Raw genomic sequence first — 22,979 nt, 5'->3', positions numbered from 1 at the left:
CCGGCGCAAATATCATTGAAATCGGCACCTTACCCCCTGTTTGTGGGTAGGAGGTCGATGCGCGCTTCGGCGAAGAGCGCTGCGATATGGCCTAGTTGGGAGCGCGAGAATGCCGACCTGTTGTCCGCTTCCCATCACTTGGCCCTTTCGAACGGTCGCGTTCCGGCTTCGGGAGCGGCGCATTCAACATGTCTATCGTCACGCCCTTTCGCTCGGCGTTAATCGCCCACGTCACGAACTGCTCTGTCAAAAGTTGGTTCTCCGCTTCCAGCCGTTCGGCTTTGGCCTTGTAGCGGTCAGCCTGCGCGAGAGCCGCACGGACACGTTCGTCTCGAGGCTCGCCTCGTTCACGTGGCAAAGCACCGCGCAAGACGTCCTTCCTGAGCGAGAATGCGTTGGCAATCTGCGGATATTCGGCAAATGTAAATCGAGAGTAGCGGTCACCCGTAGATGCTTCCACTGCATCCAGCAAAAGCTCCCAGGTGAGCTTGCCTATCCACCCGTCCAACGTCTCAACTATTGCGGCAATGCGCTCGTCGGTTAAGTCCGGTGCTCGGTTTTTTTTCATGCAAGCACCTTTCGCCGCGTATTTGGAGCACACCTGACGGGATGAATGTTATCCATTGTGATGAGCGGAGCGTCGTTCACATCCAAACGAATTCGCGCCCCAACGGGTACCGCAGGGTCTTCCAGAATCGACAGAAGCGCGTCGACTCGTTCGAGCGTCACCGTTTGGTGCTTGACCCATGTATCAGCACCGAACTCTTCCTCGCTCAACGCCTCCCGTGCCTGCTTCAACAGGTACTCAGTCTCGCGTTTCAGCAGCCGCAGGCTCGCTTCCTTCTGCTCGCTTCCCTTAATGCATTCCTGCTCCCCGCAGTTAATGCAGTCGCGGTACATCTGGCACGGCTCGCTCGCGAAGTCGTGAGCGCACCAGCCGTACTGTGTCGTATGTGCCGCGGTCAGTCCAAGGCCATCGAACTCGCCGCGTGTCACCAGATTACGCCCTACGCCGAAGACCGGTTCCAGTTCCGAGGTGAACCCGTTCTTCAGGGCCTGACTGATAGGCGCCTGAACCTCATCCGAGGTCATATGGTCGTAGGCTCGGTTCTGCCTCGCATCCTTTCGACCGGAGAAGATGGCAATTTCGGTACTGCTCAAGCCCCCGCTCTGTGCCAACGTATTCAGGTAATGGCGAAGGCTATGACTCCGGAGCTTGATGGGCGAACCATCATCCTCGGTATAGCCAAAACGCTCGAAGATTGACCGAAAACGCCTACTTGGTGCCCCGAATCGACTGACGACTGTGTCGTAGCTCACGCAGCTAAACATGCAACAGTATGTCGCATTCTCCGAATGCGTTTCGTTCGTCCGAGTGAGGGCCATAGACTCACGGCATAGAAGCTCGGAGTCACCTAGTACATAAGGAAACGTTGCGGGTAGCATCGCAAGAACCGCGCGCTCTACATCCTCAAACAGATAACCAACACGGCGTGCGCCGAGCTTATGGCTGGGCAGCTTTTTTGTCTCTTTTGCCCAGAGGTGGGCAGCACCAATCGCCGTCTCATCACCCCACAAGATGAGGCCAAGTTCTTCCGCTGTCAGGATGCTCTTGTTCCTCAGATGCGCGGCTGCCTTGTGCAGATACAGCTTCCCAGGGTTTGCCGTGTACCAAGCCGCCAACTTTGCAGCCGGCGCGGTTACCTCGATGATGTTTTCAACAGCCTTACGCGCGATGGGCGCCATCTCCGTGGGAAGCCATTTGGTTGTATTCTCGACGCCCTTCGAACCGGACCACCGCAGCCCCAGCCTCCCTCGATATTCTCCATCACCCTCAACAAGGCAGTTTCGCCGAAGCCGAAGCACTTCGTTGATGCGCTCTGGGGCACAAAGCAACAGGCCGGTGATACTCGAAACGAGAACGTCGACAGGTTCGATGGCCCCGTAGAAGATAGCTCCGAGTGCACGGAGTGCCGCGGCCGAGGGCAGTTTTTCCTGGCGCGCGGTCATCGCCTCCTCTGAAATGCGAGAACTCCTCTCCTCGGGCTTTTTGAGGCCATGCGTCCAGCGTTGACGAAGATGAATGAACCCTTTTGTGCACATCAATTCAGCAATAATTCGAAGTTGACCTGCAAGCCGATAGGCGATACCTGGGGCGAACATTTGCTTCGCAAGTTCTACCGCGCTATCCAGCACGTTTTCGTCGACAGCCGTCGGACGCGAACCCTTGCTTGACTCCCGCAACGCTGCTTCAAGACATCGAAATGCCATAATGCGCTGGCCATGATTGACCAGCGGTCTCTTGTCTTCAAGGTAGATAAGCACCGCTTTCGCAAAATTTAGGAACGGATGGGGAAAACTCGGCTCAGATTTGTTCTGGCGTGCCGCCTCCAAGGTACTGAACGCCACCCGATGCATCCCGTTACGCCCTTTCAGGTAACCAATATCCCAGACGTTCCTATCGAATTGCCTTTTGGCGTCTAGCACGTCCGAGTCCCTGCAGAGCGACTCGAAGGCATCGAGGTTGGCCAAGGGTTCCAATTCGGCCTGGGGGGTGAAGTTGAGGACTGGAGCGTTCACGACACCGCCTCCGCAGTCCTGTTTCTCTGTTGCCAAACCTGAGAGCAAAGCTCGATAACCTCCTTAACTGCCCGAATGGACTCATCGTTTACGGCGGCCACTCTGTCATCGGTGGACCAATTTCCTCGTTCGGACTCCAAGCGCTCAAGCACTTTCTCATGCGGAGCGTCAAGCCACGGCTCGAACCGGAAGCATGCGTAACAGGCAACCGGCTTGTTAAACGCGCAGTTGCGTCCCTTTGCTGCGCAACTACCCACCGGATTTTTTGATACCCGGAAGTCAATGATGCGACTGCCTGGAGCGCCCGCGTGCGTGGCATGCTTCTCATCTTCCACTACCCGTCCCTTGAACGACCTAGCAAGCGGTGCGAGCAGTGACCCCATCGTCTTGTCGATGCTATCCACTATCTTCGGAGAGGCCGCGACGTACACTCCAACGTGCTGCAGGTCCGCGTGCCCCAGACGATTGGCGATGACCATTTCGCTTGCTCCCTCTTCCGCAAGCCGAGTGCCAAATGTGTACCGGAACCTTCGAGACGTGAGAGGCATCGGCGCATAGTCGAGCCGAGAAGTAGGCGGTGCGATTTCCATCATAAGAGCGCTAAACCACTTCCCCAGAGTTTCAGGAGTGCAGTGCCCATAAAATGGGTCCCCAAAGACTCGAAGCTGTTTGCGGGGTCCGCGAGGCATGACCAAGTCTTGCGGAAAAAACGCAGAATTGTCGTTGTAGCCCTCAGTCCGTAAGCCACTGATGTAGTCTGCTACGAGCCGCCCCGTTTGCGGGCTGATGTAAAACGGGAGCAGGATAGTGCGCGCGTGTTGTTTACGTGTTTTGACCTGCGGAAGGCTAAGCACTAATGTCTCGGAGTCGAAGTCGCCAAACTTGAGCGAAGCGTATTGAGAGATGCGCCCGCCGCAAGCTAATAGCAGTCGTGTGAGCAGAAGAGTCCATAGCGGAAGCTCTCCGCGCCCATAGGCAGCGTTGACCGCCGAATACAATGCGGTGTACTCCTCTTCGCTCAGAGGTCCTTCGACCGGATTCCGCGTCCTGACCGCGTCGCCCTTTCTGTTCCCGGGCTTCCGGCGCTCCAAAAGGTACTTGGCGCACTCCGGCTCCACACCTGGCAGCCCCAGGTCAACCCACTTCTGCAGCAGGCCGTTGAGCGTCCCAAGTCGCCATTTTTCATGAGTTCCCAGCTTGGCCGCATAGTTAGCGATATGTTGTGCGCTAAACGCCCCTTGCGGACACGTCTTCAAGGCGTCGACGAAGTGAGAAAATGCCTGCTGCAAGTTCGTGACATGCCCAGACGAGTGCCCCTTAACGAAGGGAAGGAGGGCTTGCTTGAGCGACGGCACTAACGCTTCGAAGCCGTCGCGGTAACGACGAAAATCGATTCGCGCGTTAAACGGACCATCGGCCCACTCCCAGAGGTCTTCCCTCGGGTCAAAGCTGCTCCCGCTTCGCGTAAACACACGCTTGGGCAAAGTGATGGCCAGAGCAGTGGACGAGCGCAGTTCAGTGTTCTGGGACATCAAGTTGCTCTTGTAGTTTCAGGGAAAGGTCTCGTCCTTTACGGCTAACGTAACGGCGGGTATAGGTTGCAGCGGACTTCGAGTTATCCGCCCACCCTTGCTGTTCATTGCGGGCCTTCTCTTCGACGGCATCCGTCAGCCCCAACAGTTCAGCCAGCTCGGAGAAGCGTTCATTCCAGGTGTGGCGCATCACATGACTCGTCAACGTAACAGGCAAGCCTGGGCAAGCTTCGCGAAGCTGTACAAATATCTTGTCGATGCTCTTCAGCGACAATGGCTGACCATCATCGGCAACGATGAGTTGCGGGAACTTGCGCGCGGCCTTGATTTTCTTTCTGTACTGGCTAATGTAGCTCCAGACGGCCCGCATGATTACCGGCCGCAGTTCCACCTCGCGGTCGTTGGTCTTGGTGTTTGGCTGAATGCGACGGGGGTCGTCGCTTGCATCGGCCCTTCGGACGATGCGCAGCTTAGGCAGGCGTTGGTCAAGGTCTCGAATCTGTAGACCGAGGAGTTCGCCGCGACGCATGCCAGTCGCGAGTAAGAGCACAACAATCAGCCAGTTCCGCTGGCGAACGAAACCGCGCTCCCACGGGTTGTCAGGCGAGTCCGGGCGAATCACATTGAGGAGTCGGTCCTGGTCCTCTTTTGAAAGCCCCTCCCGGGCACCGAGCTTGGCCCACATAGAAACCTGGGGAACCTGGGCACGAAACGCTTTGAGCGCGTGGGCGCTTTCAAGCGTTAACTCCCTCCGCAGGGACGCCGACAGAGTCGCGCTCATATACGTCGCCAGAAATTCCAGATAATCCGCTATGTACCTGAGTCGGGAAGCTTGGGTCGCCACATCGACCGCCTTGAGCCCCTTGACCGCCGCTTTGCGGCGCATCCGGATTCGCTTGATACTAATGACGTTCGCGGAACTCCGTTCGTCCGCGTCTTCATAGGAAAGGTCGGCCACGCGATACTGAGCCACATCGGCTATTCGATTGAGCTCGGGGACCGTCAAGAACTGACCTTGCCGCAGCCGCTGAAGCAAGTCGATGCGCGCCTTGGCTAGCTCTCGATACAGCATCGCCAAAACTAGGCACACGGAATGAATTGTGTTGGCGGCTCGACCGCGCTTCCTGTACTTCGCCAGGTACAGGGTCACCTCGTGGACTGGCAAGCTACCGGGTCTGCTCAGCACTGAGTGGCGCTCCCCGTTCCGAAACTGGATTCGCTTTGCGACGAAGCTCGTCATTCAGCAGTTCCCTCAAGCTCGCCGGTGCATGCGTGCGTACGATGCGCGCGCGCGCACAAGCGGAACCCCGCTGAAATTGGCAGAGAGTCGCGGCCCGCAGATGGAGAAAGAGAAGGAACCGAGCACTTGGAGACGGCTTCGCGTGAGCGTGTATTGCGAAACCGAATCGGCACTGCCCTCAACTCACGCCGGACGTAACCGTGAAGCTGGCGCGCCAAGCCAGGGGCGCGTCGTCTTGGCGTTGCGATTGGACGACGCTCGGAAGGGTCGGAGATGTCCCAAACAATGGACGGTGAATGCGGGCCATAGAGACCGTCAACCCCCCTTGAAGCACACGCGCTCTTGATTCTTTCGATTACACACAACATCGCATCCTCGCCAACGTACCCTCTCACAAATAGGCGCGTTGACCCTGCCCACTAGGAGCCCAGGTATCTTCGAGTGCAATGTTAGTAAAACGAGCGTGGTATTTGACGTAAAATCTAACAAATATTTACCCATCACTCAAGAGTATTTTTAATAAAATCTAGAATAATATAATCAATCCCACAAATAAATAAAACGCGATATACGAATAACACTACCAATTTTAGTTAAGCTTTTAAATTAACTCTTGCGAAATAATTAATATTCGATATACGTTGAAGTACTTTTTTAAGTGCAGACTGCGAGTGGTCCGCTAACGCCGCGAGTCATAGAAGTGCCGCCACTGATAGACGCAGTATTTCCGAATGGGCCAAGACGCCCCGGAATACGATGCGCGAGCTAGCGCCCTACCAAGCATTGGCAAGACGATACACCCATTGATGTACGTGAAATTAGGCGTGCTCATCGGGGTGGTTGCCACTGTCCCTCGGCATTGAAGTTCACGGAGCCGGCCATCCCGGCAGCCTGCCAGACGAGGTCAAACATCGGCCTGAGCCCGATGAAAGGGTCTACCTCCGCCAGCACAAGCACATCGGGCAGGACGACAGTTGCACGGTCGAAATACCCCTGTGTGGCGTCCACACTGAAATTAAACCTGTTAAACCCCAATTCAACCTGGTCAGCCTCAAGCAGCGACATCATGACTGAGCACTCCGGATGAAATCCGGCATATTCCAGCTCGGGCCTGATTTGCCTTAGGAACTCCGCCGCATGTTGTTCGAATCCCGCGCCATGGAGAATTCGCCGGTTTCCTGCGCCCTCGCGTGGAGTGACAACAAATACAGCTTCCACAATACCATCCCGGAAAAGCTGCGTATAACCATGCGTCGCACCTTCTTCGTTCAGATTCCGGAAGCCGAGCGCGCCGTCGAGGTTGATGCGTGGGCTTCCTGGATGTTGCGCGCCGAGGCAAGGTATACGGCGGACAAAATTGAGGTATGGAAGCGGGTCCACGCTTCCAACTCCGAGCACTGCTTGGGTAGGGAACAAATGTAGAATCCAGACCGAACCCGTCACGAGCTTGCACGGAACGTTTCCACTAAGAATTCTGCCAATGCGCTCGGTGCGGAAGTCTCGAAGTCTCTGCGCTTGGCTATCCGAACGAATGAACAACCCTCTGATTTCTGGGATGTCGAGCTCACGCTTGCGATTCCCCTCCCGAATATAGAACTTGTTGTTCGTTCTCACTCGATGTGGTCCCGCCCAACTCTGTGGAACTCGGACGACAAAGGCATGACCGCTGCCAGTTCCCAGGACAACTGGGACGGGATGTACCTGCACGCCTGGCATCCTAGGCTCGACGCCATTCAACAGGAAGTCAGCTAGTCGGCGCGCCGTTTCATCAGGATTCTCGATGCCAGGAACCAGCGTAGCCGCTTCTCCTTGGTCATTCTCCGCAATGCCATAGACGAGGTCTCCGCCCCCCGCGTTCGCGAAAGCGGAGACGTCTGCAAGCAACTCATGCCTTGCGCCGTTATCCCATACACTGGGCAACTCGCGCTTAAAGTCTAAATGAGGGCCTTCCTGAGCCCGTTCGGCAATAAGTTGCTCAAGGTCGGCTTGATTTGCCTCAAAGAGCTTGAATGGAAGCGGCATGTTGCACCTTGTATGTCAGCTGCATAAGCTACTGCTACGAGATTGACATGCCCCAGTTCAAGGTGCATCGCGGAACGTAGCAGACACCGAAACGATATGCCCAGAAGGCTCGCGGTTCACCGGCTCCTCGAGGGAACCACTGCTGACCCTCCAAACACCCACGTCATCGTTCAAGCTAGCAACCAATAACGTTACCAAAGCAAAAAGCTTGGGACCGAACGGAATCAACACGGTGTTGAAATGCGGCTTCAGCATATCGACGAGCGAATTTATCTCATGAAAAAGCTGAGCTGGTTCGTCCAAGTCATATGGCTGACACCTTCCGTCGGCCTGGATGATGTTGAGCAATGACCGATTCCCCTCGAGAACCCGCTGGTAATATTCTGGGATAGGTCCGAGAGGATAGTACGCCCACGTGGCATTGTTAATTTCCAAATGGTCCACAATCCCGATGGCCTTATTTGGCTCGTAGCCAAGGCCTACGATAGCGGCCGGCGGACGGTCAGGCCTCGTCGTCCACCCTGCGAATTGCGGAATCACAGGCTCCACCGACACCGTAGGTGCCGTATCCTCCACAGGCGGCGTGAATTTCGCGATTGAGTAGCGGAATATTACCGTGACCTCGGAAGCGGATAACGTGCGTAGCACATCAACCAAATGTGCCAACCGGAAGCGATTAAAACAGGAAATATCGACTTCCACCTTCCGTACGCCATCTCCCTGAGCGCGTGGCAACAGATACTGCTCGAGCGCAGCCCGAAACTCGTTGTCACCAACCTCTACCAAGTCGAAACCTGCGCTCTCGAACCAAGCCTTGTTCGCTTCATACTCGAGTTCGCGCTGCGACGAAAATCCAATTGCCAGCTTGCTTTTCGCCGTAGTGTGGAACTCTTGGGCAGCAGCCCTTGCACGACCTTCATAGCCACAGGCGACAATGAGCACGTCGATGTCGCTCGACGGCTTACTCTCAACATCTTGAATCGAAGTCAGTGTAAGCATTTCAATCCATATCCAATGAGAGCTGGGCCGGCTTGTTCTCTTGCGCTGCCGGTGGGCGTTCACGCCCCGGCAGGAGACTGGAAAGGCGCACAGTTTTTCCTTTGCGAAGGAGTAGCCCGTATTTTGCCGCGAGCAGGAAACTCAATCGTAGGTTCGCCCCGCGCATCTCCCCAACAATTGCTCTCGAGGAAGATTCGTCGACGAGCATAACCGCGCCGCGGTTTACCGCGGATGCTAGCAAAGCTTGCGTTCTCGTGGAGACCCCGTCATCAACGACGAAGCATTGCGCGGGGTCAATGCTGAAATGCTTCTCAACTAGCTCTGCGTGCAACCGAGAACCAATTTCCTCCAGTAGTGCATCGAGCGACAATTCAATGCCTTGAGTATCAGCATGTTCGACCGGAATCGTCTTCAGAAGGGCAATCATTCGGTCAGCCGCGGCATCAATCTCTTTTGCCTGCTCCGAGATAGGAACTTTACGCTCGCCGCTTTTGGCAAGAAAACTGATAAGTGGCGAGGCGAGGCCGATGAACCAACGCGGATTGCCTTCCGTTATGGCGAATATAGAATCAGCGCCGGCATAGATTTCGAGTGTCTTCCGCTGCCGCGCTGCGACCTCGCCCTTTTTGGACTGATGCAAGAAGAAGTCGCGAAGTGCTGCAACAGGTGCAGCTTTACGAAGAACACTATCCCTCTTGCTCGCCCAAAGGCTCTCGGCCGCAGAAAGGTCAATGCTCTTCAGCTTGAGAAAGCCGGAGAACGAGCGGTCCTTTCTCTCGAGAGATGTAAAGACCTTGTGCCAAGGTTCACCTGGACTGTACGGACTGCGCCGACGCACTCCGCGATTGTCCTTTGGCTCGAACACGGAACGCCCTAACGCCTCTTCAGCCGTAATTTTCAGGCCGTGCTTCTGCGTCAGGGAAGCCCACAATGCCCTGCAAAACGCTTTTGAGTCCGTGCGGTCGGAGTACCACAACCGGATTTGCTGATAGTCGTGGCCGAGAGAGGCACCTTCTTGCTTGAAGAGCGCACGATACGCAGTTCCCGAGACAGGACTGATTGCCAGCTTGAGGTAGAGCCGTGGGTCCGACATGCGAAGTGCGGAGAACAACTGGTCAACAATCCAATCTGGCGCCGTCTCCAATTCATCGAACAGGAGGCTCCATCGCGCACCGGTTTCGCCCACTGCCTCATTAAAACTCGCGCATATATTCGAGCAAATGTCGAGGAAATCTAGATGGAGATAGTCTAATGAAACAAGCTTCTCCGAGCATTGCTCGTGCGAAAGCAAGCTGCAGGAATTTGCAACAACACGGATTTCCGACAGACGGTTCCGTAGTGCTTGACGAACCGCCAGAAGACTTGGGATTTCTGGTTTTACTCTTAGCGCCGTGGCGAGCTCACGAGCTAACAATGCCTCCTGGTCACTACTGAGGACGACTCCACGATATGCAAGCTCCGAGTTGGCGCGTGCGGCCATCGTCTCCAACACTGCGTGAATAACGTGCGTAGTGAAGCACGCCAGAACGAGAGTACGATGATTCTGCTCATTTAGCCTCCCATATCCGAGGGAGTTGAGCTGCTTCGACCAACTGATGTCGGACGCGATGAAGACGCCGCTGTACTTAACTGAAGTTCGGAAGGCATCCGCCTTAGGTCCCGCCCAGGTTGCTAGCGCACTCGGCTGGAGCATCTTGAGTAGCGTGGTTTTTCCGCTGCCCCGTGGCCCGATAAGCACGGCGTGATAGTCACCCGCAAGTTTCTCAAAATGAGTTGAATAGACGAAACCATTCGCCACCTCGGCTGGCTCGAGGTATTTCGCGTTAAACGCTTCTGCATTGATTGAAAGGTTTGAGCGTTCGATTTTTGTCACACTGACCTCACCCCGAATTCGAACGGAAGACCCGTACCATCGCACGTGATGACAATATTGTGTTTGGTATCGAGCGTGCTGCTCAATGCATTTAACTTGCGCGGAGTGAGGTGAGCCAAGTCAGGCTGCAATTTCAACATCGCCTCCCACTTCATCAGTTGGTGAGTACCCATTGAATTAACGATGGCACGCGCAAGCTGCTGCACGCTGCCCTCGAATCCGAAGCCCAACCGGCTCGGAAAAGTGACATTCGAATTTCCGTACTCTTTCCAGCCATATCCCTGAACCCAATTCCACGACTTAACAACGCCACGCAACTCGGCATCAACACCGAATCGCTCCACCTGCACGACATGGAAGTAATTCCGCGACACTGTCGCGTTCGCCCCTTCAAGTCGCCCTGAGAAGCTCCCGCAAGCCAGCACTATAGGTTGCTGAAACTCTCCTTGAGCCAGTTCAATCTTCGGATGATGCTTGTGGCCATGAATAACTAGCCACGCTCCGTTGCTCGACAATGTATCGAGCAATTTCTGGCCGTTGAGCATGATGTCCCCCCCAAGGTTCAGTTCGCTGTGCACGTGGGGATGATGGTGGCAAACCGCTACGTTGAATTCGGCCTCACGCTGTCCATCGAGGTCGCGCTGGAGCTTCTCCAAGGTATAGCCAGTGACAGCGCCTCGCTCCAGTTCATTGCGATGCTCATGTAGCCAGGAGGAATTCAGCACTAAGAAGCGGACTCGACCAATAGTGGTCAAGAAATAGCCGTGGGCCCAAAAGTGGTCGGCCAGCGCATCGTCGGCAATAGGGAATCGTGGCAGCAGGCGCATCAGCGCTTCGCGAGGAATTGTCCCTTCAGTGTGGCCCCGCGAGTCGACATCGTGGTTGCCGACGGTCGCAATCACTTCTTGTCCGCCCATCTTTTGCTTCAGTACGTGTAGCTGCTCCCAAACAAACCTCAGCGCGCCTCCGTCAGCGCGATTGGTCATGTCACCGGGGCAGATAACGAAGTCGGCAGTTAAGCTTTCACGGGTAACAAGTTCGTACAGCGACGACAATGGACTATCGTGCTGGCCAAAGTTATCTCCGTCAGAGTAAAGCTTTACTTCCGTACCTTTCGGGTCACTGCTTCTCGGGGCTGCGTGCAGGTCGCTCAAGACCGCAAACGTAACGTGCTCATGAGTCATGCGTCCGCACCTATTCGTAGTTGCGGAGCTGGTACTCTCGCACCGATTTCCGCCCCTTCGAGAACCCGGCGACGCTCCGACGAACTGGGGCATACGTCAGGTGCCAGCCCGGGAGTGCCTTGCGGAGTGAGTGTGCCTGGTTGTATGAAATCAAGATTCGGACACCACGCTCGTCTGCGGAACGGACTTCTTCAATCAATCGCTCCACGTCAGTGTCCGAAAACGCGTTCCAACCGTATTCGCCGCGATTGCGGACGCTGCCATAGTGGTACGGTGGGTCCAGGTAGATGAAATCGTTCGACTTCGCACTCCGAACGGCCTTCGCGAAGTCACCGCAGTAAAGTTCCGCGTTCTGCAATCGCGCTGAGAATTGACGCAGCTCCACTAGACCAGGCAGTGAACCCGTCCGATACCCCCCAAAAGGTACGTTGAATTGACCTTGGCGGTTTTCACGGTATACGCCGTTAAAGCAGTAGCGGTTCAGGTAGAGAAATTTTGCGGCATCAAAGGCCGCGGACGTGCCAGTCGGCAATGCACGCAAGTGAAGGTATGTTTCCTTATCTACGTCCCAGTCGGCGAGGATAGATGCGACCATCTCAGGTGTCCGCTGCAGTGCCTTGTAGGCTGCGACCAAGTGAGCGTTTACGTCGCCGAGCAATGCTCGTGACGGGTTGAGCGCCAAAAATAGGCAGGCAGAACCGCAGAACGGTTCGATGTAGCGCCCAGGAATCTGTGGCGCCAGACCGGTCAACTTTGGAAGTATCTGCCGCTTGCTACCCGCCCATCTCAAGACGGGCTTCACCGTCGCAACGCTTGTCATTTTTGCTATTCCCCGGTATGCGTTGCGAGATTTTAACGCATCGGACTTACGGCGGAGGGCACGCGGAGTCCACCGGGACCATCACCCTAAGGGTTGCGTGCAATTTGACGCGAAGTGCATATGCCAGTCACGACGGCACCCATTGATATGGCATCCGCTTAGCACATATTCCGTAACTCGCTTGGAGTAGCTGGTGGGCACATGTGTTCGCGCGAACCGTAGCGCGCCACGGTCGGACACGGGCATCAAATGCCAATGGAAACTTCGCGGAGATGTACTAATCTGCCTCGCCGGAGTGATTTGAACGGCGACCAGACACGTGCCAAATGAAATCGATGTCTTGCAATCGCTTCGCCAACTCGCGCATCGTGGAGGCAAGCGTGTGCAAGACCTTTCCCCCAGGAGAAACCATGCTTACCGCCCTCCTTCTTCAGCGCGCGGCAGGAGGGGCACGAAAAAGAGAAGTTTCAAAAGTGATGAAACTGCGTGATACCAGAAACGCTACGTAACCATCGTTGCGCCGGTTGGGTGCCAGAGTCCACCACTTCAGTCAGTCTTGGGCAGACGAGTATGAAATCGCTCTAACTCCTTTTTGAGCACATCTATTTCCTCCTACATTTCCCCCACCCGTAGTAAAAGCCGCCCTACCTCCCGCCAATATTCGTAGCCCAAATCGCCGTCGGTCATCGCCAGCTCATGAATTTTACGAAGGGCAACTTTGAGGTCAATCTGGCTGCCTGCTTGCATGTTGTTCTCCATCGCAAGACCGTCACACCGTGGCCAAAGGAAATCACTCTCATTTTGGTGAACGACTCCGCTTCCAGTTAGATGGGCATCTGAACTGGGTGCACAGCGGCCCCTACGGCTTGTCGTGCGACGGTTCTACAGCACAGGACACAGGAGCAATGGTTTGAAGTCATCGTTCACGAGCTGGAGCGCGCGGTCTAGCGCTATGAGGACATGTCAAAGTAAAAAGGGGCTATGCATCCATCACAGTAAACGTGCCGCCAATAGACCTCCCGAAACGCCCCTGGCTTGCCGCAGCTTTCGCACACGTAGCGAGCGTTGGACGCCGCCTTTTCAACAGCCTTTCGAATTCGCCCCCACGCGTCTATGTCGCAAAGGTATCCATCTTGAAGCTCTATCGTCAGAGTTCCTGCAACTTGGCTAATGTCTGTACAAAACGGAAGCACGGGGTACGCTACCCGGCCCGAAAGAAGACCTTCATCCATCGTGGAGAGACTCTCCGGATTCTGAGCTTGGTCGCACCACATCGTGCGTAATTCATACTCAATCTCTCGGGCGGCAGCCTCAATGATTGGATACCAACCCCGGCCACACTGAATACCAAAATGAGCAATGTTTGACGGATATGCCCCCGGGTTCTGTGTCGCACGAAAAAGCAAAGGGTACCGCGACAGAAGGCGGCATTGCTCGGCAGTCAACATAGGGCGCGTTGACCTGTGCGGTACCGAGTTGTTGACCAACTTTTCTTCGGGTCTCGCGCTGTGGGTCATTGTTGAAGGACCTCCGTCTTTACGCTTTATCGGGGTGCTTGTCTGCCGGGAATGTCAATGCGCGACAGCCTCTCTTAGACATGCGCGTCCCGTGAACCACGCCCATTGTATATGTTTACACAGTAGATGTTTAAACAGTAGATGTTTAACAGGTAGACGGAAAGGTCATGTTAGGCCAACCTCCCGGCCATGACCGACACAGACAGCAAAGACATCGACCCTTACCTCAGGCGCCGGCTGGCAGAGCATGTCAGGCGATTTCGGTTGGAGAGGGCCATCTCTCAAGAATTGCTCAGCGTCAAATGTGGCTTCCACCGGACATATGTAAGCCAGATTGAACGAGCTACGACCAACATTACGCTCGACAATCTGCAGAAACTTGCTCTCGGGCTCGAGGTAGACCCTTCAGAGTTACTCAGCCGTTAGTGCGAGCGGTGCGTAAGCGGTGCCGACTTCATTGCAAGTGAGGCTGAATCGCCTACGGGGTAGGACAAGCCATAAGCCCCCCAAGGCGCAAATTGGACGTTGCTGGGGGCTTTATCCCTGCGCGCAAGCAGCGCGTCCGCCAAGGCACCAATCTAATCTTGGCCTACGTCAGCAATTTCTCCCCGCGCGGATAGCTTTGCTGCCCACACGACAAGGACGTCGACAGCCGCCCTGCGGGAGATTCCGAAGTTGCGCGCACGCGAATGTCTGACGCGCCGGCTTACCTTATTTGGGAAAAATAGAACGTCAAACAAACGGCTCGAATCTAGGCTGAATGCCCGTGCCAGCTTGTGTAGTGGCTAACCCACCATTTCCCGCAAGTATTGGTTAAGTTCCCCATCAAAGTAGGCCTTAAAAAAGTGTTGGTAAAGAAAAAGCCCGCGTCCTATAGGAGCGCGGGCTTTGAACCAACAAGAAACAACTAAGTAGGTTTTAGAACGGAATATCGTCGTCCATGTCGTCGAAGCCGCCGCCGGACTGCTTGGCCGGGGCTTGCTGACGGGCACCGCCGCCGCCACCACCACCGCCTCGCGAGTAACCGCCGCCACCGCCTTCGTCACCACCACCGCCGCGCGAGTAGCCGCCACCGCCGCCACCTTCGCCGCCGCCGCTACGGCCACCCAGCATCTGCATCTGGTCAGCCACGATTTCCGTGCTGTAGCGCTCCGTGCCGTCCTGCGCCTGGTACTTGCGCGTACGGATACGGCCTTCGATATACACCGACGAACCCTTCTTCAGGTACTCGTTGACGATCTCAGCCAGACGGCCGAAGAACGACACACGGTGCCATTCCGTCATTTCCTTGAATTCGCCGGACTGCTTGTCCTTGTAACGGTCTGTCGTCGCCAGACGAATGTTCGCAACCGCATCGCCGCTCGGCATGTAGCGGACTTCGGGGTCGGCACCCAGATTGCCGACCAGAATCACTTTGTTGACTGATGCCATAAATCTTTCTCCGGTATTGCTGAAATCCGATCAGGATTGACGAGGCGCAGGCGTCCTCATCGGTGCGGCGATTATAAGCCACACGAAAGCACCGGCCGCACAAGTCAGGAAGATTGCGTTTTGACCGTAGTGGGTCATCAGAAAACCCCCTAGCGCCCCACCGCAGAACAAGCCGAGTGCCTGGGTCGTGTTGTACACCCCGACCGCCGCACCCTTACGCTGCCCCGGCGCCAGCTTCGACACCAGCGACGGCTGCGACGCTTCGAGCACATTGAAGCCCAGGAAGTACACAAACAACACCACGGCAATCACACCGACCGTCGGCGGCAATCCGCCCAGTGCTACCTGCGCAATGGCCACGAGCGCAATCGCCGAAAGCAGCACCGCCTTCATCTTGCCCCGCTTTTCAGCGGCGATGATCGCAGGCACCATCGCGATGAACGACAGCCCCATCACCGGCAGATAAATCTCCCAGTGCTGCGCCACCGGCAATCCGGCCGCAACCAGCATGCGCGGCATCGCCACGAAAAGGGCCGTCTGCGTGGCGTGCAGCACGAACACGCCGAAGTTCAGACGCAGCAGTTCCGGGTTATGCAGCACTTCCGAGAACGGCGCAGGCCCGGCCTTGGCATGGACCGGCGGCGTGGGCACCACCCACAGCACCACGAAAATCGCCAGCACCGCGAGTATGCCGATGGCCGAGAACAAGCCGCTCATGCCCAGCCAGTGATACAGGAACGGCGCACACACGATAGCCACGGCAAACGACACGCCGATGCTGCCACCGATCATCGCCATCGCCTTGGTACGGTTCGCGTCGCTCGTCAGATCCGCCACGCAGGCCATGACGGCCGACGAGATCGCCCCGGCGCCCTGAATCGCGCGGCCGACGATTATCCACGTCAGATCGTGCGCCATCGCCGCCACCAGCGAGCCGATCGCGAACACGATCAGGCCGAAGACGATGACAGGCTTTCGTCCGAGACGATCGGACGCCCACCCGTACGGGATATAGAGCAGGGATTGCGTCAGGCCGTAGATACCGATGGCCAAACCGACAAGGAAGGTGTCGTTGCCGCCCGGAATCGTCTGCGCGAAGACCGAGAACACCGGCATGATCAGGAACAGCCCGAGCATGCGCAATGCAAAAATCCCCGCGAGCGACGCGCTGGCGCGCACTTCTAGCGGGGTCATGCGGCCCCCTCGGCCGCGTGTCGAGGCAGGAGATGCGGAAGTCACGGAATCAGTCGACATTACGTCCTGAGAGATGGAAAAAGCGCTTGCGGCCTCGGAATTGTCTGATGTTTGCATTCGGACGACGGGGTGTGTCGCCCCGCCTGGCGGGTTCGCACATGAGACCCGGTAAGGTCCTGAATGCCCGACAGGCCTTGCAGGCCTGGCACGACGACCGGACGCCAGCCTCTGGAAATCGGGCGGTTCGTCCCCATCTGCCTCCCATGCCGCATCGGCGCCCGAGGCAGCCCGTCAGCAGGGATCAGCCCCGGCAATCAAACTTAGGTATATTAGCAGGTTTAGCCGCCCTGATTTCCCCCCAGCGGCCCGCCCGACCGCTCCCGCCGCCTGCTGCGTCGATGCCCGGCCAACGCCGTGCTGGCGCGGTCCGACGTCCCGGGAAACTCAGGCTCTTGGGGGCCGGAAACCGCCCCGCGACAATTCGCCGCGCGGATTCCTCGGCGACGACCCGGAACCGTCAATGGAAACCATTCGTATTCGTGGGGCTCGCACCCACAACCTCAAGAACGTCAGTCTCGACCTGCCGCGTCACCAGCTCGTGGTGATCACCGGCCTGTCGGGCTCCGGCAAGTCGTCGCTCGCTTTCGATACGCTCTACGCGGAAGGTCAGCGTCGCTACGTCGAAAGCCTGTCGGCATATGCCCGTCAGTTCCTGCAACTGATGGAAAAACCCGACGTCGATCTCATCGAAGGACTTTCGCCTGCGATCTCGATCGAACAGAAGGCCACGTCGCACAACCCGCGCTCGACCGTTGGCACGGTCACCGAAATTCACGACTACCTGCGTCTGCTCTATGCACGCGTGGGTACGCCGTACTGCCCCGATCACGGGTTGCCGCTCGAATCGCAAAGCGTTTCTCAAATGGTCGACGCCGTGCTCGCGCTGCCCGAAGACACCAAGCTCATGATCCTCGCGCCGATCGTCGTCGATCGTAAGGGCGAGCATGCCGACCTCTTCGAATCGATGCAGGCACAGGGCTTCGTGCGCTTTCGCATCCGCTCGGGCGGCGGCGCGGCCAACGAAGGCACGGCGCGCGTGTACGACATCGAATCTCTGCCCAAGCTCAAGAAGACGGAAAAACACTCCGTCGACGTGGTCATCGACCGCATCAAGGTACGCGCCGATCTGAAGCAACGTCTGGCCGAGTCGTTCGAGACAGCGCTGCGTCTGGCCGACGGCCGTGCGATTGCGCTGGAAATGGATACGGACAAGGAGCACGTCTTCAGCTCGAAGTTCGCATGCCCGGTGTGCTCGTATTCGTTGCAGGAACTCGAACCGCGTCTGTTCTCGTTCAACAACCCGATGGGCGCATGCCCGACCTGCGACGGTCTGGGACAGATGACGTTCTTCGATCCGAAGCGCGTCGTCGCCTTCCCTGCACTGTCGCTCGCGTCCGGCGCGATCAAGGGCTGGGACCGGCGCAACCAGTTCTACTTCCAGATGCTGCAAAGCCTCGCAGCGTTCTACGACTTCGACGTCGACACCCCCTTCGAGGACATGCCCGAAGAGACGCAGAAGATCGTGCTGTACGGCTCAGGCGAGCAGGAGATTCCGTTCACCTACGTGAACGAGAAGGGCCGCACGTCGGTGCGCTCGCATGCCTTCGAGGGCATCATCCCGAACCTCGAGCGGCGTTATCGCGAAACCGACTCGGTCGCCGTTCGCGAAGAGCTTGCCAAGTATCAGAACAACCGCGCTTGCCCCGATTGCGAAGGCAGCCGCCTGCGCCGCGAGGCTCGCTTCGTCAAAGTGGGCGAAGGCAAGCAGGCACGCGCCATCTACGAGATCGGCAATCTGCCGTTGCGCGAAACGCTCGGCTACTTCCACGAACTGGTGCTGCACGGCGCGAAGCGCGAGATTGCCGACAAGATCGTCAAGGAAATCGTGGCACGTCTCACGTTCCTGAATAACGTCGGTCTCGACTACCTTTCGCTGGAACGTAGCGCCGACACGCTCTCGGGCGGCGAGGCGCAACGGATTCGTCTCGCGTCGCAAATCGGCTCGGGCCTGACAGGCGTGATGTATGTGCTCGACGAGCCGTCCATCGGCCTGCATCAGCGCGATAACGACCGCCTCATCGGCACGCTCAAGCATCTGCGCGATCTCGGCAACTCGGTGATCGTGGTCGAGCACGACGAGGACATGATTCTGGCGAGTGACTACGTCGTCGACATGGGACTCGGCGCAGGCATTCACGGCGGCACCGTGATTGCGCAGGGCAGCCCCCAACAGATCGAGAATGCTGCGGAATCGCTGACGGGCCAGTACCTCTCGGGCGCGCGACGCATCGAAGTGCCGACCGAGCGTCGTGCACCGGGCGAGGACTATCTGCGCATCGTCGACGCCACGGGCAACAATCTGAAGAACGTCAACCTGGACCTGCCGGTCGGCCTGCTGACGTGCGTGACGGGCGTATCCGGCTCGGGTAAATCCACGCTCATCAACGACACGCTGTATCACGCCGTTGCACGCCATCTGTATGGCTCGTCGGCCGAGCCGGCACCGTATGAGCAGATCGATGGACTGGAACACTTCGACAAGGTCATCAACGTCGACCAGTCGCCCATCGGGCGTACGCCGCGCTCGAACCCTGCCACCTACACGGGGCTGTTCACGCCGATTCGCGAACTGTTCGCCGGTGTGCCTGCGGCCAAGGAACGTGGTTACGACCCGGGCCGCTTCTCGTTCAACGTGAAGGGCGGACGCTGTGAAGCCTGTCAGGGCGACGGCGTCATCAAGGTCGAGATGCACTTCCTGCCGGACGTGTACGTGCCGTGCGACGTCTGCCACGGCAAGCGCTACAACCGCGAAACGCTCGAAGTCCAGTACAAGGGACGCAACATCTCGGAAGTGCTCGACATGACGGTCGAACAGGCGCATGAGTTCTTCAAGCCGGTGCCGGTCGTCGCGCGCAAGCTGAAGACGCTGCTCGACGTCGGTCTCGGCTACATCCGTCTCGGTCAGTCGGCCACCACGCTCTCGGGCGGCGAGGCACAGCGCGTGAAGCTCTCGCTAGAACTGTCCAAGCGCGACACGGGCCGTACGTTGTATATCCTTGACGAACCGACCACGGGCCTGCACTTCCACGATATCGAACTGTTGCTGACGGTGATTCACCGGTTGCGCGATCAGGGCAACACGGTCGTCATCATCGAACACAATCTCGACGTGATCAAAACGGCGGATTGGGTGATCGACCTCGGGCCGGAGGGCGGTGCGGGCGGCGGGCAGATCATTGCGCAAGGCACGCCCGAGCAAGTGGCAGCGAGCAAGGCCAGCTTCACTGGCAAGTATCTGGCGCCGTTGCTCAAGCGCGGCAAGTAAAGCTTCATCGGAAAAGGACTCATCTCATGGAACCGCGCTCTGGCTGGACTCCGGACCGGAACTTCTGGGTCGAAGCCGCAAGCTATGTTTTCGCGGCGCTAGCCCTCTGGCTGATCCTCAGCATCCACCTGCTGTCGGCGGTACTGGCAGGCATGGTGGTGTATCAGCTTGTCCATGTGCTGGGGCCGCGTCTGCAATTGCGCATCTCCAGCGAACGGGCGCGGCTGGTCGCCGTGGCGCTGCTCGCGGCACTCATCGTCGCCCTCATGACGGCGCTGGTGTTCGGCATCATCACGTTCTTGCGCAGCGACGCGGGGCACCTCGAACACATCAACGGCCGCATGATGGAAGCGATCGAGCAGGCGCGCTCGCAACTGCCGATGTGGGTAACCGACCGTCTGCCTGCGGATACCGAAGACATTCATCAGGCCGTGACGGAATTCCTGAAGGATCACACGCAGGAGATGTCGCTCGTCGGCAAGGAAGCGCTGAACGCGATGGTGCACATCATCGTCGGGCTGGTACTCGGCGCGCTGGTGGCGCTGTCGACGGTGCGTCCGGTGCAGCACATGCGTCCGCTGGCCGCCGCACTCACTCGCCGCGTGACGCTCTTCGGCGACGCCTTCCGCCGCATCGTCTTCGCGCAGGTGAAGATCTCGCTCATCAACACGATTTTCACGGCCATCTTCCTGATCGGCATCCTGCCGTTGTTCGGCATCCATCTGCCGCTGCGCAAGACGATGATCGTGGTGACGTTCGTGGTCGGCCTGCTGCCGGTCGTCGGCAACCTGATCTCAAACACGTTCATCGTGGTGCTCGGCCTATCGGTGTCGCTGTATGTGGCGATCTCGGCGCTTGTCTTCCTGATCGTCATTCACAAGCTCGAATACTTCCTGAACGCGCGCATCGTCGGCACTCAGATTCAGTCGCGCGCCTGGGAGTTGCTGCTGGCCATGATCGTGATGGAGGCCGCATTCGGGCTACCGGGGTTGATCGCCGCGCCCATCTACTACGGCCACCTCAAGAGCGAACTGGCGGAAAAGCAGCTAGTCTGAGCGCCTGACTGTACACAGCCACGCCCGCTGCCCACAGGCACCGGGCGTGTTTTTTGATGTGAATTTGACATTTCGTCACTCGATGACATAATGTCAAATCATGAAATCCGCCAAATCTCCCGCCACGGGCAAGCTCGACGAGAACACGCTGCTATTGCGTGAGGGACGCAAGATCGTCGAAGCGCTCGGTCAAACCTTCGCACCGCTCGTGGAAGTGGTGCTGCACGACCTGACCGACCCCGACCACGCCATCGTGGCCATCGCCAACAACTTGTCAGGCCGCGAGCCGGGCGACGCCGTCACGGAGATGGGGCTCGCGCGCATCGCCGACCCGGCGTTCCCCGAGGTCATCGCGAACTACGCCAATCGGTTTCCGGATGGGCGTCCAGCCAAGAGCACGTCCATCGGCCTGAAGAACAGCGAGGGCGAGTACGTCGCCGCCATCTGCCTGAACATGGACATTTCGATGCTGGCGGCCGCAGCGGCGAGCGTCCAGCAGTTGGTGAGCGTGACGAACCAGGCACCGGCCACCGTCAGCGAGACGCTTGCCAGCCGACGTCTCGACGACATCCGGCCGCTCATCGCCGACTTCGCGGCGCAGCGCAACACCACGCCACAGGGCCTGACGCTCGCGCAACGTCGCGAAGCGATCCGTCTCATCGAGGCACGCGGCCTGCTGGACCTGCGTCACGCGCATGCCGAAGTAGCGCGCACGCTGGGCGTCGCCCGTTCGACCGTCTACACCTATCTCTCCGACCCGAAAGGTTCCTCATGACTACCCCCACGTTGGCGATTACGTATGGCGACGTTGTCGCCGCTCACGACCGGATTCGCGAAGCGGCGCATCGCACGCCGGTGCTCACGTCGCGCACGGCCGACGCCATGACCGGCGCCCGCCTGTTCTTCAAGGCGGAGAACTTCCAGCGCATGGGCGCGTTCAAGTTTCGCGGCGCGTACAACGCGATTTCCCAGTTCACGGCGGAGCAGAAGCGTGGCGGCGTGCTGGCATTCTCGTCGGGCAACCACGCGCAGGCCATCGCATTGTCGGCCCGCGAGTTGGGCGTGCCCGCCGTCATCCTGATGCCGCAGGACGCCCCGCAAATGAAGATCGACGCCACGCGTGGGTACGGTGCGGAGGTGATCCTCTTCGATCGCTACAAGGAAGATCGCGAAGCGCTGTCGAAGCGTCTCGCCGAGGAACGCGGCATGACGCTGATCCCGCCGTACGACCATCCGCATGTGATGGCCGGTCAGGGAACCGCCGTCAAGGAACTGATCGAAGACGCCGGTGAGCTCGACATGCTGCTGGTGTGTCTGGGCGGTGGCGGTTTGCTCTCGGGCAGCGCCGTTGCAGCGCGTGCGCTCAATCCGAATATCGAAATCTACGGCGTGGAGCCCGAAGCCGGGAACGACGGGCAGCAATGCTTCCGCAAGGGCGAGATCGTTCATATCGAGACGCCCCGCACCATCGCCGACGGGGCACAGACGCAGCATCTCGGTCAGTACACGTTCCCGGTGATTCGCTCGCTGGTGGACGACATCCTGACCGTGACCGACGACGAACTCGTGCAGACGATGAAGTTCTTCGCGAGCCGCATGAAGATTGTGGTCGAGCCGACGGGTTGTCTTGCGGCCGCTGCCGCGATGCAGGGCAAGGTCGACGTTCGCGGCAAGCGCGTGGGCGTCATTCTGTCCGGCGGCAACGTCGATCTCGCACGTTTTGCCAAACTTACGCTCGGGGAGGCCGTATGAGCACGCAGGAACGAGGTATCGAATCGGTGAACGTACCGACATTGCAACCGCCGCGAGGCCACTATTCGCACGGGGTTTGCGCGAACGGCTTCGTCTTCGTCTCGGGACAGTTGCCGGTCACGCCGGAGGGCGAGCGTCTGGTCGGCGCGCCATTCGCCGTGCAGGCAAAGCAGGCGCTGGACAACGTGGCGGCCATCCTTGCCGCCTGCGGCACCAGTGTCAGCCGTCTGGTGCAGGTGCGCGTGTACATCACGAACGTCGACGACTGGGGGCCGTTCAATGAGGTCTACGCCGAGTGGGCGGGCGAAGCGAAACCAGCGCGCTGCGTGGTGCCGGTGCCCGCCCTCAGTCACGGCGTTGCCGTTGAGATCGAGGCGACGGCGTTGGCGGGTTGA

At 58.1% G+C, this 22,979-nt stretch carries 18 protein-coding genes; 6 read left to right on the top strand and 12 right to left on the bottom strand.

Going from position 1 to position 22,979, the window contains the following annotated elements:
• Positions 1–91 precede the first annotated feature (91 nt).
• The 10 genes from NA29_RS03075 to NA29_RS26205 form a co-directional block, all read right to left on the bottom strand.
• The gene (locus NA29_RS03075; RefSeq protein ID WP_072633181.1) at positions 92–568 is read right to left on the bottom strand and encodes a hypothetical protein; all 477 of its coding nucleotides are present in this window, start codon (positions 566–568) and stop codon (positions 92–94) included.
• A complete protein-coding gene (locus NA29_RS03070) occupies positions 565–2,580 on the bottom strand; it encodes an integrase (protein ID WP_039395645.1) in 2,016 nt (671 codons plus the stop codon). The genes NA29_RS03075 and NA29_RS03070 overlap by 4 nt, the downstream gene beginning before the upstream one ends.
• Entirely contained in the window at positions 2,577–4,112 is a 1,536-nt protein-coding gene (locus NA29_RS03065) for a site-specific integrase (protein WP_039395642.1), read from the bottom strand. The genes NA29_RS03070 and NA29_RS03065 overlap by 4 nt, the downstream gene beginning before the upstream one ends.
• A complete protein-coding gene (locus NA29_RS03060) occupies positions 4,096–5,352 on the bottom strand; it encodes a tyrosine-type recombinase/integrase (RefSeq protein WP_039395639.1) in 1,257 nt (418 codons plus the stop codon). Before NA29_RS03060 ends, NA29_RS03065 begins: the two co-directional genes overlap by 17 nt.
• 828 nt (positions 5,353–6,180) lie before the next feature.
• On the bottom strand, positions 6,181–7,374 hold the full coding sequence (locus tag NA29_RS03055; protein WP_072633180.1) for an AlbA family DNA-binding domain-containing protein: 1,194 nt from the start codon (positions 7,372–7,374) through the stop codon (positions 6,181–6,183).
• A gap of 57 nt (positions 7,375–7,431) precedes the next feature.
• Positions 7,432–8,373, bottom strand: a complete 942-nt coding sequence (locus NA29_RS03050; RefSeq protein ID WP_039395630.1) for a hypothetical protein — start codon at positions 8,371–8,373, stop codon at positions 7,432–7,434.
• Between the two features lies 1 nt (position 8,374).
• The gene (locus tag NA29_RS03045; RefSeq protein ID WP_039395627.1) at positions 8,375–10,246 is read right to left on the bottom strand and encodes an ORC-CDC6 family AAA ATPase; all 1,872 of its coding nucleotides are present in this window, start codon (positions 10,244–10,246) and stop codon (positions 8,375–8,377) included.
• Positions 10,243–11,430, bottom strand: a complete 1,188-nt coding sequence (locus NA29_RS03040; RefSeq protein ID WP_039395624.1) for a metallophosphoesterase family protein — start codon at positions 11,428–11,430, stop codon at positions 10,243–10,245. Before NA29_RS03040 ends, NA29_RS03045 begins: the two co-directional genes overlap by 4 nt.
• 10 nt (positions 11,431–11,440) lie before the next feature.
• Positions 11,441–12,250: a DNA adenine methylase gene (locus tag NA29_RS03035; RefSeq protein WP_052252472.1), complete on the bottom strand. Its 810-nt coding sequence runs from the start codon at positions 12,248–12,250 to the stop codon at positions 11,441–11,443.
• Positions 12,251–12,862: 612 nt separating this feature from the next.
• On the bottom strand, positions 12,863–12,997 hold the full coding sequence (locus NA29_RS26205) for a hypothetical protein (protein ID WP_257125715.1): 135 nt from the start codon (positions 12,995–12,997) through the stop codon (positions 12,863–12,865).
• Between the two features lie 959 nt (positions 12,998–13,956).
• Here NA29_RS26205 and NA29_RS03025 point away from each other — a divergent pair.
• Complete coding sequence (locus NA29_RS03025) at positions 13,957–14,193, top strand: helix-turn-helix domain-containing protein (protein WP_039395621.1); 237 nt, start codon at positions 13,957–13,959, stop codon at positions 14,191–14,193.
• 492 nt (positions 14,194–14,685) lie between these two features.
• Here the strand turns inward: NA29_RS03025 and NA29_RS03020 are convergent, their stop codons facing one another.
• Positions 14,686–15,198: a single-stranded DNA-binding protein gene (locus NA29_RS03020; protein ID WP_039395618.1), complete on the bottom strand. Its 513-nt coding sequence runs from the start codon at positions 15,196–15,198 to the stop codon at positions 14,686–14,688.
• 30 nt (positions 15,199–15,228) lie between these two features.
• Complete coding sequence (locus NA29_RS03015; protein ID WP_039395615.1) at positions 15,229–16,392, bottom strand: MFS transporter; 1,164 nt, start codon at positions 16,390–16,392, stop codon at positions 15,229–15,231.
• 520 nt (positions 16,393–16,912) lie between these two features.
• Between NA29_RS03015 and uvrA the strand changes: the two genes are divergently transcribed.
• From uvrA to NA29_RS02990, 5 genes are all read left to right on the top strand, one after another.
• On the top strand, positions 16,913–19,777 hold the full coding sequence (uvrA, locus tag NA29_RS03010; protein WP_039395612.1) for an excinuclease ABC subunit UvrA: 2,865 nt from the start codon (positions 16,913–16,915) through the stop codon (positions 19,775–19,777).
• 26 nt (positions 19,778–19,803) lie between these two features.
• Positions 19,804–20,832, top strand: coding sequence for an AI-2E family transporter (locus tag NA29_RS03005; protein ID WP_039395609.1), 1,029 nt, complete (start codon positions 19,804–19,806; stop codon positions 20,830–20,832).
• 100 nt (positions 20,833–20,932) lie between these two features.
• Positions 20,933–21,607, top strand: coding sequence for a helix-turn-helix transcriptional regulator (locus tag NA29_RS03000; protein WP_052252471.1), 675 nt, complete (start codon positions 20,933–20,935; stop codon positions 21,605–21,607).
• Entirely contained in the window at positions 21,604–22,584 is a 981-nt protein-coding gene (locus NA29_RS02995) for a threo-3-hydroxy-L-aspartate ammonia-lyase (RefSeq protein ID WP_039395607.1), read from the top strand. The genes NA29_RS03000 and NA29_RS02995 overlap by 4 nt, the downstream gene beginning before the upstream one ends.
• On the top strand, positions 22,581–22,979 hold the full coding sequence (locus tag NA29_RS02990; RefSeq protein WP_039395603.1) for a RidA family protein: 399 nt from the start codon (positions 22,581–22,583) through the stop codon (positions 22,977–22,979). Before NA29_RS02995 ends, NA29_RS02990 begins: the two co-directional genes overlap by 4 nt.

Origin of the sequence: Pandoraea sputorum (assembly GCF_000814845.2) — a bacterium.
Lineage (GTDB): Bacteria > Pseudomonadota > Gammaproteobacteria > Burkholderiales > Burkholderiaceae > Pandoraea > Pandoraea sputorum.
Note: the sequence above shows the minus strand (reverse complement) of the source record. Positions and strands in the feature narration are given on the sequence as shown.

What these genes read in the sequence shown, in the direction of transcription:
- NA29_RS03020 (WP_039395618.1), bottom strand. Translation starts at nt 15,198, where the DNA reads ATGGCATCAGTCAACAAAGTGATTCTGGTCGGCAATCTGGGTGCCGAC.
- NA29_RS03055 (WP_072633180.1), bottom strand. Translation starts at nt 7,374, where the DNA reads ATGCCGCTTCCATTCAAGCTCTTTGAGGCAAATCAAGCCGACCTTGAG.
- NA29_RS03025 (WP_039395621.1), top strand. Translation starts at nt 13,957, where the DNA reads ATGACCGACACAGACAGCAAAGACATCGACCCTTACCTCAGGCGCCGG.
- NA29_RS03060 (WP_039395639.1), bottom strand. Translation starts at nt 5,352, where the DNA reads ATGACGAGCTTCGTCGCAAAGCGAATCCAGTTTCGGAACGGGGAGCGC.
- NA29_RS03005 (WP_039395609.1), top strand. Translation starts at nt 19,804, where the DNA reads ATGGAACCGCGCTCTGGCTGGACTCCGGACCGGAACTTCTGGGTCGAA.
- NA29_RS03075 (WP_072633181.1), bottom strand. Translation starts at nt 568, where the DNA reads ATGAAAAAAAACCGAGCACCGGACTTAACCGACGAGCGCATTGCCGCA.
- NA29_RS02995 (WP_039395607.1), top strand. Translation starts at nt 21,604, where the DNA reads ATGACTACCCCCACGTTGGCGATTACGTATGGCGACGTTGTCGCCGCT.
- NA29_RS03065 (WP_039395642.1), bottom strand. Translation starts at nt 4,112, where the DNA reads ATGTCCCAGAACACTGAACTGCGCTCGTCCACTGCTCTGGCCATCACT.
- NA29_RS03000 (WP_052252471.1), top strand. Translation starts at nt 20,933, where the DNA reads ATGAAATCCGCCAAATCTCCCGCCACGGGCAAGCTCGACGAGAACACG.
- NA29_RS02990 (WP_039395603.1), top strand. Translation starts at nt 22,581, where the DNA reads ATGAGCACGCAGGAACGAGGTATCGAATCGGTGAACGTACCGACATTG.
- NA29_RS26205 (WP_257125715.1), bottom strand. Translation starts at nt 12,997, where the DNA reads ATGCAAGCAGGCAGCCAGATTGACCTCAAAGTTGCCCTTCGTAAAATT.
- uvrA (WP_039395612.1), top strand. Translation starts at nt 16,913, where the DNA reads ATGGAAACCATTCGTATTCGTGGGGCTCGCACCCACAACCTCAAGAAC.
- NA29_RS03050 (WP_039395630.1), bottom strand. Translation starts at nt 8,373, where the DNA reads ATGCTTACACTGACTTCGATTCAAGATGTTGAGAGTAAGCCGTCGAGC.
- NA29_RS03035 (WP_052252472.1), bottom strand. Translation starts at nt 12,250, where the DNA reads ATGACAAGCGTTGCGACGGTGAAGCCCGTCTTGAGATGGGCGGGTAGC.
- NA29_RS03040 (WP_039395624.1), bottom strand. Translation starts at nt 11,430, where the DNA reads ATGACTCATGAGCACGTTACGTTTGCGGTCTTGAGCGACCTGCACGCA.
- NA29_RS03015 (WP_039395615.1), bottom strand. Translation starts at nt 16,392, where the DNA reads ATGACCCCGCTAGAAGTGCGCGCCAGCGCGTCGCTCGCGGGGATTTTT.